Below are 14343 nucleotides of genomic sequence, written 5' to 3' on the forward strand. Positions count from 1 at the left end.
GACCGGAAAATGTCGCCCACCCCGCGCACCGTCGACGGCCTGGAGTTCGCGGTCGCCGACCTGTCGCTCGCCGCGGCCGGACGCATCCAGCTCGACCTCGCCGAGCACGAGATGCCCGGCCTGATGGCCATCCGCCGCGAATTCGCGGAATCCCAGCCGCTCAAGGGCGCGCGCATCGCCGGCTCGCTGCACATGACCGTGCAGACCGCGGTGCTGATCGAAACGCTCGTCGCGCTCGGCGCCGAGGTGCGCTGGGTGTCCTGCAACATCTTCTCCACCCAGGACGAAGCGGCCGCGGCCGTCGTCGTCGGCCGGAACGGGACTCCGGAGCACCCTCAGGGCACCGCGGTCTTCGCGTGGAAGGGCGAAACCCTCGACGAATACTGGTGGTGCACCGACCAACTGTTCCGCTTCCCCGGCGGCGACCTGCCGAACATGATCCTCGACGACGGCGGCGACGCGACCCTGCTCGTCCACAAGGGAGCCGAGTTCGAGAAGGCGGGCGCGGTGCCCGCCGCGCACGAGGACGACCCGGAGGACTACCGGATCCTGCTGCGCACCCTGGCCGCCAGCCTGGCCGAGGAGCCGCGGCGGTTCACCCGGATCGCCGGAGCGATGCGCGGCGTCACCGAGGAGACCACGGCCGGCGTGAACCGGCTTTACCAGCTCGCGGCCAACGGCGAACTGCTGTTCCCGGCGATGAACGTCAACGATTCGGTCACCAAGTCGAAATTCGACAACAAGTACGGAATCCGCCATTCGCTCCCGGACGGCCTCAACCGCGGCACGGACGTGATGATCGGCGGAAAGTACGCCGTCGTGTGCGGGTACGGCGACGTCGGCAAGGGCGCGGTCGAGGCGCTGCGCGGACAGGGCGCGCGCGTCGTGGTGACCGAGGTCGACCCGATCTGCGCGCTGCAGGCCGCGATGGACGGGCTCGACGTGGTGGAACTCGACGACGTCGTGGAGCGCGCCGACCTCTTCCTCACCACCACCGGCAACTTCGGCATCATCTCCGCCGCGCAGATGGGGCGGATGAAGCACCAGGCGATCGTGGCGAACGTCGGCCACTTCGACAACGAAATCGACATGGCCGGGCTGGCGAAGGTCCCGGGCATCGTCAAGACCGAGGTCAAACCGCAGGTGCACACGTGGCGGTTCCCGGACGGGCACGCGATCATCGTACTGTCCGAGGGCAGGCTGATGAACCTCGGCAACGCGACCGGGCACCCGTCGTTCGTGATGTCCGCTTCGTTCGCGAACCAGGTGCTCGCGCAGATCGAGCTGTTCACCAAGCCGGGCGACTACGCGAACGACGTGTACCGGCTGCCGAAGCACCTGGACGAGAAGGTCGCGCGGCTGCACCTGGACGCGCTCGGCGTCCGGCTGACGAAGCTCAGCAAGGAGCAGGCGGAGTACATCGGCGTGGACGTGGACGGTCCGTACAAACTGGACCACTACCGCTACTGAGGCCGGGAGCGCCGGATGCGCCGGATTCTGCGGGGCGAAGCGGGGTCCGCGCCGGATGCGCGTGGTTCCGGCCGTTCCGCGACGGAGATCGCGCGGGTTCGGCGCGCCGAAGCTGAAAGGGGTCCTCCGGCTCCGAGGGGGAGGGAGAGCCGAAGGACCCCCGGTAGTGTTAGCACACTGCCAAGCAGCTTGTACACGGCCCGGTACCCGATCGGGTACCGGCGCCGGGGCCGCGCGGGCCGGTCGGCCCGGTGCGGCCGGCGGTCAGGAAGCGTGCCGCAGCAGGGGTTTCGCCGCTCCGGTGCAGGCGCACCCGGCGTCGAGGGTGTGACAGTCGATGATCAGGCCGTGCCGGACCCGGTCGAGGTCCAGGCAGGACGGATCCGTGCACTCGGCGAACCCGCGGTCCGGGTGGACCACCAGGGTTCCGTGACAGTGGTCGATGCCGCTCGTGCAGAACGCGCACTCCATGCTCAGCCGCCTTCCGCTCAGGTTTTCGAATCCCCGGCTCCGCTGCTCCGGGCCGGACTCCTCTTTGGTACCACTGGAAAACTCGCCGCGGCAGGATACCCGGCGGCGTGTCGGCCCACTCGGTCCGGTGAAGTCCGCCGCGCTCGCTCACCGGGCGTGACGATCGCCGTTTTCCGGACGGCGGCGGTGAAATTTCACTGTTCCGCGTCGCGGAACATCCCCGGCCGCCCCGGTCAGGCGCTCTTCGGCCGCCGAGCCGGCTTCTTCGCCGCCGCTTTGCCGTCGCCGGCGGTTTTCTTCGTCTCCTTGGCGGGCCCGCGGGTTTTCTTCGCCGCCGACACGCTCGCCTCCAGCGCCGCCATCAGGTCGACGACCTCGGCCTTCTCCCCCTGTTTCGGCGCGCCGACCGTCTCGCCGCCGCCCGCCTTCGCCTCGATCATCGCTTCGAGCGCTTCCCGGTAGGAGTCCGAGTATTTCTCCGGTTCGAAGACCGGCTCGGACAGCGAGTCGATCAGCGAACCCGCCATCGTCACCTCCTGCGGGCGGACCTGCGGCGGATCCTCGTGCAGGAACGGGAAATCCGGGACCCGGACCTCGTCGGCCCACAGCATCGTGGTCATCACGAGCACGTCGTCCACGACGCGCAGCAGCGCCAGGCTCTCCCGCTGGCGCACCGCGACCTTCGCGATCGCCACGTGGCTCGCCTTCTGCAGCGCGTCGCGCAGCACGATGTACGGCTTCACCGCGTTCTTCTGCGGCTCCAGGTAATAGGTGCGGTCGAACCGGATCGGGTCGATCGACTCCAGCGGCACGAATTCGAGCACGTCGATCGAACGCTGGGTGGGCAGCGGCAGTTCGGCGAGGTCGGAGTCGGTGATCACCACCATCTCGCCGTCGGGCAGCTCGTACCCCTTGGCGATGTCGGAGTAGGGCACCTCCTCGCCGTCGATCGAGCAGAACCGCTTGTACTGGATCCGCCCGCCGTCGGCGACGTGCACCTGGCGCAGCGACACGTTTTTGTTCTCGGTCGCCGCGTACAGCTGGATCGGGATGCTGACCAGCCCGAAGGACACCGAGCCCTTCCACATCGACCGCATGCCGCGCACCTCCGCCGAGTTCGCCGGTACGTATTCACGCTCGGTGACCACCGTAGCCGCGATCGTCCGAATCCGACAGTCCGCGCACGTAGGGGGCCTGCGCACGGCCACCGCGAGTACGCGACCGCTCCCCGGCAGTGCCCCCTTACGGCCGCGTGCTCGTCAGGCCGGGGTCCCCGGGAAATGCGGGTTCTCGATCACCCCGACCAGATTCCCGTCCGGCGAGCGCACCAGCGCGGTCCGGATCCCGCCGCCGAAGTCGGTCACCGCCGAGTGCTCGGCCGCCCCCTCCCCGACCAGCTTCGCCACCGCCGCTTCCACATTGGACACTCCCCAGTACGTGACCGGCCCGTCGCCGTTCTCCGCGCGGCCGTTCGGGTCGAGGGCAAGCTCGTAGCCGTGCACGCTGTAGCCGACGTAGAACGGCTCGTCGAAGTACGGCGGCACCCCGAGCACGCGGGTCCACCATTCCTTGGCCGCCGCCAGGTCGTCGGCCGGGTACACGATCGTGCGCAGTCCATCGAACATGTGTTCATCCTGGCACAGTTGCCGCTGGTCGTGGGGCGGCCGACCGCGGTGTGACGACAGGCGACAGTTGGCATGTGGCTCCATCGGGGGCTTCGTTGTGCTCACTCATAGCGTCCGGCCCGCCAGGCCGTACGAGTTGTGGTTGTCGGCGCGTTCGCCTGGCTGGGCAAATCGGTCGACGGTGTCTTCCTGGCCGCCTTGCTCACCGTCATCGGGCTGTCGGTCAACGACTCCGGGCGGTGGTCTGGATGTCAGTTCCGGTCCCAGGTGACGGGGAGCCGCCACGTCCCGTAGACGGCTGAAGACTCCCGCATCGGGATTTCCTCGGCCGGGACAGCCAGGCGCAGGGTCGGGAAGCGTTCGAACAGCGCGCGATAGGCGATGCGCATCTCGATCCGGGCGAGTTGTTGGCCAAGGCACTGGTGCACACCGTGCCCGAAACCCAGATGGTGCTTGGCATTGGCGCGGTCGAGCCGCAGGATGTCAGGGTCGGCGAACTGCCTGGGGTCCCGGTTGATCGCGGGCAACCCCAGGACCACGGTTTCGCCCTTGCGGATGAGCTGGCCCGCTAGGTCGACATCCTCCAGCGCGGCGCGGTTGGGTGCGCCCAGGTGGACGATGGTCAGGTAGCGCATCAGTTCCTCGACCGCGGTTTCGTCCAGTGCGGAGCCGGCAAGCTGCTGGGGGTGTTGCAGCAGCGCGAATGTGCCCAGGGCGAGCATGTGCGCGGTGGTCTCGTGTCCGGCGACCAGCAGCTGCAAGCCGATGTTGGTCAGTTCCTCATCGCTCAGGCCGGTCTCGACGATCAGGCCGCCCAGCAGGTCGTCGGCGGGCGTGGTTCGCTTGTGCCGCACCAACTCGCTCAGGTAGCGAGAAAGATTCCCCATAGCTTCCATGGCCTGTTCCACTGTGCTGTCCAGGCTGGCGACCACCGTGGTCTGTTCCTCGAAGAACGCGTGGTCGCGATAGGGAACGCCGAGCAGTTCGCAGATCACCAGGGACGGGACCGGGAGCGCGAAGGCCGGCACGAGGTCCGCCGGCGGACCGGCCTCGGCCATCGCGTCCAGGCGATCGGAGGCGATCTGCACGATGCGCGGTTCGAGGGCTTTCATCCGGCGAACGGTGAACCGGCCGGTGAGCAGGCGCCGGTAGCGGGTGTGCTCGGGCCGGTCCATGCTGGCGAACCAGCCGGGCGCGGGAGGCTTGTCATGGCCGCCGGGGCGGACGTTCGGACGGGGCAGCGCAGAGTGCCGCAGCTCGGGCCGGATGGTGAAGCGGTCGTCCGACAGCACAGCGCGCGCGGCCTCGTAGCCGGTCACCAGCCACCCCACGTGCCCGTCCGGGAAGGCGAGGCGGATCAGCGGCTCGCGCTGCCGCGCCAGCTCTGTCAGCTGTGGGGGTGGGTCGAACGGGCAGCCGGGAGTGCGCGAGGCGGGCAAGGCGACCGGGTTGTCACGGTGGTGATCGTTCAACGGACACACTCCATATCGATAGTCGAGTCTCTTATGAGACTGCAGTATCATTTGTGCGTCAAGTATGATCACTGAATGAGCGGGCTGCGTGAACGCAAGAAGGTCAAGACCCGGGAGTCGATCCTCCGGGAGGCATTCCGGCTTTTCCGCGAACGCGGCTACAGCGCCACCACGATCGAGCAGATCGCCGAGGCCGCCGAGGTCTCGCGCGCCACGTTCTTCCGCTACTTCCCGACGAAGGAAGATTTGGTCACGCTGGACCGCTTCCCGCCGCTGATCGAGGCGCTGAAGGCGCAACCGCCTGCCGCGGCGCCGGTCAGTGCGCTGCGCGGCGCGTTCCGCACCGCGTTCGCCGGCCTTTCCGCGGAAGAGATCGCCGCCGGGCACGCGCGGGAGGTGTTCGCGGCGACCGTTCCCGAACTGGTGGCGGCCAACCTGCGCAAGAGCCCCGGCTTGATCCGGCAGATCGGCGAGATCCTGGCCGCCAGGGCCGGGTGCCGACCCGACGATCCCCGGATACGGAACGTCATGGGTGCGGTTCTCGGGGTCGTAGCCATGACGTGGATGCGCTGGGCCCAAGACCCCGCCATGGACGGCCCGGCCGAGATCGACAGGTCACTGGCGCACCTGGAGTCCGGGCTCAACCTCTAGACCAGACCCCCGACGTTGCCTGTCGCCACATCCCCGCCGGCCAGCGCATGCGAGGTCGAGGCTGTCGCAGGGTCGATGGCCGACGCGACTGCCTCCGGTGCCAGATCCACTCGGCCCGTCACCCGGCCACCCCGGCCGGCGTCCCGTCGCCCAGCGGCTGCCGCAGATCCATCGTCAGCCGCCGGTGCCGGAGCAGATGCAGCAGTTAGGCCCGTGTGACTGCGGGTCGTCACCGCGGCACCATGTCGAAGTCGAAGAGAGCCCGCGCATTGCGATGGAGGATCGCCTCGATCTCCTCGGCGGCCAAGCGGGATTCCTTGATGTACTCGAACGTCCGCCGGTAGGACTCGACCGACAGCAGAATCGGGAAGTCGCTGCCGGGCAGGAGGCGGTCGGCGCCGAAGGCTTCGCAGGCGCACCGGAGGGCGGCTTGCGAACCCCATCCGACAGTGTCGTAGTACAGGCTGCGGGCCATCACGCTGGGCGGGCTGAGCAGATCCGGCGTGTTCGCCTGGCCGTCGAGCCTCGCCAGCTGCATCGGGATCATGCCGCCCAGGTGCGGGATGACGATCTTGATGTCCGGATACCGCACCGGGATGTTCCGCTTGATCAGATGGAGGACGAGGGCAGTGTCCTCAAGGGACGCACCGGCTGCCGCGGTGAAGCCGTAGTCGTTGATGAACGGCGAACAGATGCCGTTTTGAGCCGGATGAAAGAACAGAGTCGTGCCGCGCGCGTTCATCTCCTCGTACAGCGGTTCGAATTCCTCTTCCGCTGCCGAGCGGTTGAACACCGAACAGTTCATGGTCACGCCGGCCATGCCCAGTTCGTCCAGCCCGCGCCGCATTTCCTCGAGTGCCGCGTCGATGTGCGGCAAGGGCAGGGAAACGAAGGACGAGAACCGGCCGGGGTGCGAAGCGGTCAGCTCGCGGTAGCTGTCGTTGAGGACCCGCGCCGCCTCGACCGCCACCCGGGATTCTGCCGCGTAAGGCGCGATACCGGCGGCGGAGAGGATCTGCCGCTCCACTCCGGCCTCGTCCATCATGGCGATCCGCTGTTCGATCATTCCGGGTTCGTCGGTCATCACCGCGAGCGTCTTGCGCTCCCCCAGCACCGAACTCGCCGTGGTCGACGCTCCGGATTTCGCGGCCAGTTTTCCCAGCATCGGCCGATACGCGGCAGGAAAGTAATGGGCGTGCACATCGATGATCATTTGTGTCGATCCTCCCCGCATTCTCGTGAATGCATCTCTACAAATCCGCTGGGTCCCGGCGCAGGGTGACCTCGCGTCCGGTCGCGGTGCGCACTGTGACCGCGTGCACGCCAGGCGGGCCGGACACGACGGTCAGCGGCAGCCGGTCGAAGGTTTCGGCGCCGATGTGTTCCCTCAGTTCCCGAGCATCAGCGCCGATCTCCAGCCCGGTCACCGCCGCCCCGCGCTCGCCGTTCTCCGCCGCCCCGCGATCCGGGTTGGTGGCCGGATCCTCGCGGTAGAACCAGTTCGGCAGCCCGCGTCGCCAACACGAGTCGAGCGCTCGGCCAGGGCCGGGCGCGGTGGTGATGATGCGCTGGGTCCCGTCGGGCTGAACGCGTCCCGGAACCCGCGCCACTTCGCCGCCGAGGCGTCGCGCGATCTCGGCCAGCTCTTCGAGGGTGTCGGCGCGCAAGCTCCAGAACATCCACCGGTCGCCGTCCGCGACGACCCGGTCGAACCAGGCGACCGCCGCCTCCCGTTCGGCGGCGGGAGCCGTCACCGCCTCGACCTCCAGGTAGACGTCCTCGCCGAGCGGGAAGATCGTGTTCGCGATGCCGGCGGCGAAGGCGCCCCCGTCGTAGCAGGCGAGCCCGGTCTCCTCCCGCACCCGGCGGACGCCGTCGGCCAAGTCGGGGACGCCGAGGCAGAGGTGATCGAGGTGGAACATGCCGGTCCTTTCCGGATTCACCACGTCATGGGGAGCTCGCGCACCCCGTAGACGACCATGTCGTGCTTGAACTTGACCCCGCGCAGCGGAATCGCGAGCCGCAGCGTCGGGATCCGCCGGCAAAGCGCGCGGCAGGCCACTTGCAGTTCGATCCGCGCGAGCGCCTGGCCGAGACACTGGTGCACGCCGTAGCCGAAGGCGAGATGCCCGCGCGCCTGCCGCGTCGCGTCGAGCCGGTCGGGTTCGGGGAACTGCGCCGGGTCGCAGTTGGCGGCATCGTCCGCGGCGACCAGGTCGTCGCCCTCGCGGATCCGCTGCCCGCCGACTTCCAGATCCTCCCGCGCGACACGCCGCCGTCCACTGTGGACGATGGTGAGATAGCGCAGCAGTTCCTCGACCGCGTTCGCCACGAGCGCGTCGTCGCCGTCGCGGACGGCGGCGAACTGATCCAGGTTCTCCAGCAGCGCGGCGGTGCCCAACGCGATCATGATGGCCGCACCAGCCGTTCGAGGTAGCCGAGCAGTTCCTCCAGCGCGGCAAGCGATTCGGCCGCCGGAACGTCGCTCGAAGTCAGCACTTTGCTGATCTGATGGAAGAACTCCCGGTCCGCGTACGGCACGCCCAGCAGATCGCAGATCACCAACGAAGGAACCGGAAGCGCGAACGCCCGCACCAGATCGACCGGCTTCGGACCGGCGAGCAGGTCGTCGACGATCTGCTGGATCCGCGGCCGCGCCTGCGGCCGAGTTCGGGCGGCGGGTCGAACGGGCAGCCGCCTCGCGCCATCGGGTAAGGGGACACGACCTCCGGCATCGGAGTCCTCCCTGCGGAGAGTTACCAAACGAATGTTCAGAAACTTACTGAACACATGTTAGGAATCTCGGGCACCCCTGTCCACCCGCTTGATCGAGGTCGCCGCCCAGAAAGGGAGAAGTCGTGGTATTTCAGGCGAAAACGAGCGAGAAGAACTCGTCGACGAACGCCAGCACGGCGTCCGCGCCGGAGTGCTCGGCGGAGTTCGGGAAGAGGGCGACGCGTCCGTGCGCCCCGACGAACGCGATCACGGCGGCTCGCTCCGCGGGCACCCGGAGCGCGATCCCCGCCTCGGCGCACCGCGCGAACCCGTCGACGAGCAGACCGATCACGTCGGCCAGCGGCCCGACCCGCCGCGCGCCGGGCTCGGTCCGAGGAGGCCCGTTGGCCGTCATCAGCCGGTAGTGCCCGGGGTTGTCGACCGCGAACCGGCAGGAGGCGTGCAGCATCGCCCGCACGCGGCCGACCGCGTCGCCGGAATCCACGCGCGCCTCGGCCGCCTCCATCGCGACGCGCAGACGGCCGAATTCGTGCTCGGCGAGGCCCGCCACGAGCGCGGCCCGATCAGTGAAGTGCTGATAGATGCTAGCCGGCGCGATCCCGGCGGCGCGGGCGACTCCGCGGATGGTCAGCCCGTCCTCCCCGCCGAGCTCGGACAGCAACCGGCTGGCTGCGTCGAGGATCTCCCCGCGCAGCAGCTCGCCCTCTCCCCAGCGATTGCGCGTGCGCGGAGCGCCGACCTGGGCCTCTTCCGACATGTCCCCATTCTTACGCCCGCGTCGCCGCAGAGCTCGGGCAGCCACGCGGGACGAAGCGCTCAGCAGCCGAGAGGATGAGCGGAGAGCCAGCCGGAGTGCCGGGTTTTCAGCAGGTCGCGTTCCGCGGTCGTGGGCAGCAGGACGTCGGCACCTCCGTCGTATGGGTGGTGCACGCGGTCATGCCGGTGCCAGGCGCCGGGATTCCACAGCGAGTGCTGCTCCGACAGCCCCGGAGATTCGGACGAGCACGGTGGCATACTCCGCGTCGTTGCCGGGATAGCGCGGTAAGCGTGCTTCATCCGGCGGGCCAACGACGGACGCTCGCACCACTGCTGCCACAGCGCTGTCAGATCGACCTCCGAACTCGGTCGTGCGCCGACGTGACGGGCCGGTGACAGCGGACTACGACGATCCCTCCGTGGCACATCCTGCTCCCGCACAACCCGATCCTCCCCCATCGTCCGCACCTCCCCCGCCTCGGCCGGCCGTCCCGCTGCGAGAACGCAACTTTTCGCGGTCCGCATAATTTTTCGCGTCGCGCAACTTTTGCTGCTACTCTCGTCCCGGTGACCTCCACTGCACCTCTGGGCCTGCGCGAGCGCAAGAAGCGAGCCGCGCGAAGGGCGCTCGCCGAAGCCGCGTTGCGGATCGCGCTCGAGCGGGGGCTCGAGCAACTCCGGGTGGAGGACATCGCGAACGAGGTGGGCGTTTCGCCGCGCACCTTCAACAACTATTTTTCCAGCAAGGAGGAAGCTGTCTGCGCGTTCATCGTCGAACGGCAGGAGCGCGTGCGCGAGGCGCTACTGGCCCGGCCCGCTGACGAACCGCTGTGGGACGCGGTCGTCAACGCCTCCATCACCCGGTTCGCCGAGGACGACCGCCCGATCCGCGAGGACGTGCGGCGGGTGCGGGCGATGATGGAGAACGGCGGCCTGTTCGGCGAGATGCTGCGCGCGTACGCCACCGTCGAGCGCGTGCTCGCCGACGCGATCGCCGAGCGAGCGGGCGAGCACGCAAATCCGTTGCACGCCCGGCTGATGGCGAGCATTGTGCAGAACGCTTCGCGCATCGCCTTCGACACCTGGCTCAATTCGGACTCCGACGACAAGGAGTTCGTATCGGCCTTCACCGGCCTCCTGCGGGAGGCCGCCGCCGGGATGCCGGCCCTGGCCGCGTCCGGCGCGGCCCGCTAGACCCGAACCGACGCCATTCACTTTTGGGGGAGTACCCGACCGTGCTGGTCAAACTGTTGCGCAGCTACCTGCGCCCGTACCGGGCCGCGCTGTGGCTCGTCGTCGCGCTGCAACTGGTGCAGACGATCGCCGCGCTGTACCTGCCCACGCTCAACGCCGACATCATCGACGGCGGTCTCGTCAAGGGCGACACCGGCTACATCATGAAGATCGGCGGCGTGATGCTGCTGATCACGCTGGTGCAGATCGCCGGGTCGATCGGGGCCGTCTACTACGGTTCCCGCGTCGCCTCGGCCGTCGGCCGCGACATCCGCGCCGGGGTCTTCCACCGCGTGCAGGATTTCTCCGCGCGCGAGATCGGGAAGTTCGGCACGCCGTCGCTGATCACCCGCACCACCAACGACGTCCAGCAGATCCAGCTGCTCGCCGCGCTCACCTTCACGCTGATGGTGTCCGCGCCGATCATGTGCGTCGGCGGCATCCTGCTCGCGCTGCAGCAGGACGTGCCGCTGTCGTCGCTGCTCGTCGTCATCGTGCCGGTGCTGGGCATCGCGGTCGGCCTGATCATCATGCGGATGCGCTCGGCCTTCCGGCTCATGCAGGTGCGCCTCGACAAGATCAACCAGGTGCTGCGCGAGCAGATCATGGGCATCCGGGTGATCCGCGCGTTCGTGCGCGACAAGCACGAGCGCGAGCGTTTCGGCCGCGCCAACGACGAATTGTTCACCGTGTCGCTGCGGGTCGGCAGGCTGATGTCGCTGATGTTCCCCACCGTGATGCTGGTGGTGAACGTGTCGAGCGTCGCCGTGCTGTGGTTCGGCGGCCAGCGGGTCGACAGCGGAGCCATGCAGATCGGCGCGCTCACCGCGTTCCTGGCCTACCTGCTGCAGATCCTGATGGCGGTCATGATGGCCACCTTCATGTTCATGATGGTGCCGCGCGCGGAGGTCAGCGCCGAGCGGATCACCGAGGTGCTGGACACCGAGTCGAGCGTGCGCCCGCCCGCCGAGCCGCTCGCGGCCGGGGCCGAGCGCGGGCACCTCGACCTGTCCACTGTGGAATTCCGGTACCCCGGCGCGGAAAAGCCGGTGCTGCAAGACGTTTCGCTGTTCGCGCGGCCCGGCGAGACCACCGCGATCATCGGCAGCACGGGCAGCGGGAAGACGACGCTGCTCAACCTGATCCCGCGGCTGATGGACGCCACCGAGGGTTCCGTCCGGGTGGACGGCGTGGACGTGCGCCGGCTCGATCCGGCGACGCTCTCGTCCGTGGTCGGCATGGTGCCGCAGAAGCCGTACCTGTTCGCCGGGACGGTCGCCAGCAACCTCCGCTACGGCAATCCGGACGCCACCGACGAAGAACTGTGGCGCGCGCTGGAAGTCGCGCAGGGCAAGGATTTCGTGGAACGGATGGAACAGGGCCTCGACTCCCCCATCTCCCAGGGCGGCACGAACGTCTCGGGCGGGCAGCGGCAGCGGATCGCGATCGCCCGGATGCTGGTGCACCGGCCGGAGATCTACCTGTTCGACGACTCGTTCAGCGCACTCGACTACGCCACCGACGCCGCGCTGCGCCGCGCGCTCGCCGACGAAACCCGCGACGCGACCGTCGTCATCGTCGCGCAGCGGGTCAGCACGATCCGCGGCGCGGACCGGATCATCGTGCTCGACGACGGCCGCGTCGTCGGCACCGGAACCCACCACGAGCTGATGGACACCAACGAGACCTATCGGGAAATCGTGCTTTCGCAGCTGACTGAACAGGAGGCGGCGTGAGCGAGGAAACGAAAACCTCCACCGCGCCCGACGCCGACGAACCGGCCGCCGTCGCGCGCGACAAGACGCGGCCGCAGGCGCCCGCGGTCGGGCACGGCCGGATGATGTCCGCCGGCATGCCCGCGGAAAAAGCGCTCGACTTCAAGGGTTCGCTGGCCCGCCTGCTGCGGCTGCTGCGCCCGCAACGGGCGGCGCTGGCCGGGGTGCTGGTGCTCGGCGCGATCGGCGTCGCGCTGACCGTGGTCGGGCCGAAGGTGCTCGCCCGCGCGACGGACCTCATCTTCGCCGGCATCACCAGCAGGCACCTGCCGCTGGGCGCGACCAAAGAGCAGGTGATCGACGGCCTGCGAGCGCGCGGGGAGAACACCCTGGCCGACATGTTCACCAGCGTCGACCTGATGCCCGGCCACGGCATCGACTTCACCGCGGTCGGCCAGGTCCTGATGATCGTGCTGGCGCTGTACGTCTTCGCGTCGTTCCTGGGCGTCATCCAGGCGCGGCTCACGACGAACCTGGTGCAGGGCGCGGTGTTCCGGCTGCGCCAGGACATCGAGGAGAAATTCGCGCGGCTGCCGCTGCGCTACTTCGACCGCCAGCCGCGCGGCGAGGTGCTGAGCCGGGTCACCAACGACATCGACAACCTGGCCCAGTCGCTGCAGCAGACGTTGTCGCAGATCGTCACGTCGCTGTTCACCGTGCTGGGCGTGCTGGTGATGATGTTCGTCATCTCGCCGCTGCTGGGCGTGATCGTGCTGCTGACGGTGCCGGTGTCGGTGTTCGTCGCGGCCAAGGTCGGCAAGCGCGCACAGCCGCAGTTCATCCGGCAGTGGGGCACGACCGGAAAGCTGAACGCGCACATCGAGGAGATGTACACCGGCCATTCGCTGGTGCACGTCTTCGGCCGCCGCAAGGAGGCCGAAGAGCTGTTCCGGCAGCAGAACGAGGCGCTGTACGAGGCGAGCTTCAAGGCAGCGTTCATTTCCGGCACGATCCAGCCGGTCATGATGTTCATCGGCAACCTGAGCTACGTCCTGGTCGCCGTCGTCGGTGCGCTGCGAGTCGCCTCGGGCACGTTGACGCTGGGCGACGTGCAGGCGTTCATCCAATACTCGCGCCAGTTCAGCCAGCCGGTCACGCAGATCGCGAGCATGGCGAACCTCCTGCAGTCCGGCGTGGCCTCGGCCGAGCGGGTGTTCGCGCTGCTGGACGCCAAGGAGCAGGAACCGGAGCCGGAGCACCCGCAGCGTCCGGAGGTCGTGCACGGACAGGTCGATTTCGAGCACGTGTCGTTCAGGTACCTGGAAGACACCCCGCTCATCGAAGACCTGTCGCTGTCGGTGGAACCCGGCCACACCGTCGCCATCGTCGGCCCGACCGGCGCGGGCAAGACCACCCTGGTCAACCTCCTGATGAGGTTCTACGAAATCGACGGCGGCCGCATCACCCTGGACGGCGTCGACATCAAGGCCATGGACCGCGAAGAACTGCGGTCGAAGACCGGCATGGTCCTGCAGGACGCCTGGCTGTTCGGCGGCACCATCGCGGACAACATCGCCTACGGCGCGGACAACGTCACCCGCGAACAGGTCATCGAAGCCGCGAAGGCAACCTACGTGGACCGCTTCGTCCGCACCCTCCCAGACGGCTACGACACCGTCCTGGACGACGAAGGCGGCACGGTCAGCGCAGGCGAGAAACAGCTGATCACAGTCGCCCGAGCCTTCCTGGCCAAGCCAGCGATCCTGATCCTGGACGAAGCGACCAGCTCGGTGGACACTCGCACTGAAGTCCTGATCCAGCACGCGATGAACTCCCTGCGCACCGGCCGCACGAGCTTCGTGATCGCCCACCGCCTCTCCACCATCCGGGACGCAGACGTAATCCTGGTGATGGAAAACGGCAACATCGTGGAACAAGGAAACCACGAAACGCTCATCAACGCAGGCGGCGCCTACTCCCGCCTCTACGCAGCCCAATTCGCAGAAGCCATGGCAGAAACCGAATAACCCGCACCACATTCCGTGAGGGGAACCCTGAGGGACTCAGAGTCCCTCAGGGTTCCCCTCACGAACTTTCACCCAACCGCAGCCGATGCACCCACCCAAGGCAGCCACACTCCCCCGCACCCCGATACGAAGCCAAAACGCGGCGCGGGGGTGTTTGTCAAGGCATCTTTCCCGCCTTGACAAACAC

At 68.2% G+C, this 14343-nt stretch carries 12 protein-coding genes and 2 pseudogenes; 6 read left to right on the forward strand and 8 right to left on the reverse strand.

The window, feature by feature from the left end; all coding sequences use genetic code 11:
• Positions 1-9 precede the first annotated feature (9 nt).
• Positions 10-1470, forward strand: coding sequence for an adenosylhomocysteinase (gene ahcY / locus ACFXI3_RS40300; protein WP_378406873.1), 1461 nt, complete (start codon positions 10-12; stop codon positions 1468-1470).
• A gap of 264 nt (positions 1471-1734) precedes the next feature.
• Here ahcY and ACFXI3_RS40305 read toward each other — a convergent pair whose 3' ends face one another.
• The 3 genes from ACFXI3_RS40305 to ACFXI3_RS40315 form a co-directional block, all read right to left on the reverse strand.
• Complete coding sequence (locus ACFXI3_RS40305) at positions 1735-1941, reverse strand: hypothetical protein (RefSeq protein ID WP_344276854.1); 207 nt, start codon at positions 1939-1941, stop codon at positions 1735-1737.
• 233 nt (positions 1942-2174) lie between these two features.
• Positions 2175-3038, reverse strand: a complete 864-nt coding sequence (locus ACFXI3_RS40310) for a Ku protein (protein ID WP_378406875.1) — start codon at positions 3036-3038, stop codon at positions 2175-2177.
• A 162-nt stretch (positions 3039-3200) separates the two neighbouring features.
• On the reverse strand, positions 3201-3566 hold the full coding sequence (locus ACFXI3_RS40315; protein ID WP_378406877.1) for a VOC family protein: 366 nt from the start codon (positions 3564-3566) through the stop codon (positions 3201-3203).
• Positions 3567-3713: 147 nt separating this feature from the next.
• Here ACFXI3_RS40315 and ACFXI3_RS40320 point away from each other — a divergent pair.
• Positions 3714-3800 (forward strand): annotated as a pseudogene (locus ACFXI3_RS40320) (hypothetical protein); the annotation flags it as partial.
• A 17-nt stretch (positions 3801-3817) separates the two neighbouring features.
• Here ACFXI3_RS40320 and ACFXI3_RS40325 read toward each other — a convergent pair.
• Positions 3818-5038 (reverse strand): cytochrome P450, encoded by a 1221-nt coding sequence (locus ACFXI3_RS40325; protein ID WP_378406891.1) that lies wholly within the window; start codon positions 5036-5038, stop codon positions 3818-3820.
• A gap of 75 nt (positions 5039-5113) precedes the next feature.
• Here ACFXI3_RS40325 and ACFXI3_RS40330 point away from each other — a divergent pair, with 75 nt between their 5' ends.
• A complete protein-coding gene (locus tag ACFXI3_RS40330) occupies positions 5114-5689 on the forward strand; it encodes a TetR family transcriptional regulator (RefSeq protein ID WP_378406879.1) in 576 nt (191 codons plus the stop codon).
• Positions 5690-5918: 229 nt separating this feature from the next.
• Here ACFXI3_RS40330 and ACFXI3_RS40335 read toward each other — a convergent pair whose 3' ends face one another.
• The 4 genes and pseudogenes from ACFXI3_RS40335 to ACFXI3_RS40350 form a co-directional block, all read right to left on the reverse strand.
• Positions 5919-6902, reverse strand: a complete 984-nt coding sequence (locus ACFXI3_RS40335) for an amidohydrolase family protein (RefSeq protein WP_378406881.1) — start codon at positions 6900-6902, stop codon at positions 5919-5921.
• Positions 6903-6939: 37 nt separating this feature from the next.
• Positions 6940-7611 carry a VOC family protein gene (locus ACFXI3_RS40340; protein ID WP_378406883.1) on the reverse strand — a complete coding sequence of 224 codons (672 nt, stop codon included), beginning with the start codon at positions 7609-7611 and terminating at the stop codon, positions 6940-6942.
• Between the two features lie 17 nt (positions 7612-7628).
• A pseudogene (locus tag ACFXI3_RS40345) lies at positions 7629-8377 on the reverse strand (cytochrome P450); the annotation flags it as partial.
• A 178-nt stretch (positions 8378-8555) separates the two neighbouring features.
• Positions 8556-9182 (reverse strand): TetR/AcrR family transcriptional regulator, encoded by a 627-nt coding sequence (locus ACFXI3_RS40350; RefSeq protein ID WP_378406885.1) that lies wholly within the window; start codon positions 9180-9182, stop codon positions 8556-8558.
• Between the two features lie 566 nt (positions 9183-9748).
• On the opposite strand from ACFXI3_RS40350, the gene ACFXI3_RS40355 reads away from it, so the two are divergent.
• The 3 genes from ACFXI3_RS40355 to ACFXI3_RS40365 all read left to right on the forward strand — a co-directional run bounded on the left by ACFXI3_RS40355 (position 9749) and on the right by ACFXI3_RS40365 (position 14156).
• Positions 9749-10375 carry a TetR/AcrR family transcriptional regulator gene (locus tag ACFXI3_RS40355; protein WP_378406887.1) on the forward strand — a complete coding sequence of 209 codons (627 nt, stop codon included), beginning with the start codon at positions 9749-9751 and terminating at the stop codon, positions 10373-10375.
• Positions 10376-10416: 41 nt separating this feature from the next.
• Entirely contained in the window at positions 10417-12150 is a 1734-nt protein-coding gene (locus ACFXI3_RS40360; protein WP_378406889.1) for an ABC transporter ATP-binding protein, read from the forward strand.
• A gap of 116 nt (positions 12151-12266) precedes the next feature.
• A complete protein-coding gene (locus ACFXI3_RS40365) occupies positions 12267-14156 on the forward strand; it encodes an ABC transporter ATP-binding protein (protein ID WP_378406893.1) in 1890 nt (629 codons plus the stop codon).
• Positions 14157-14343 lie beyond the last annotated feature (187 nt).

The sequence above is a fragment of the Amycolatopsis sp. NPDC059235 genome, assembly GCF_042754125.1.
GTDB lineage: Bacteria > Actinomycetota > Actinomycetes > Mycobacteriales > Pseudonocardiaceae > Amycolatopsis > Amycolatopsis albidoflava.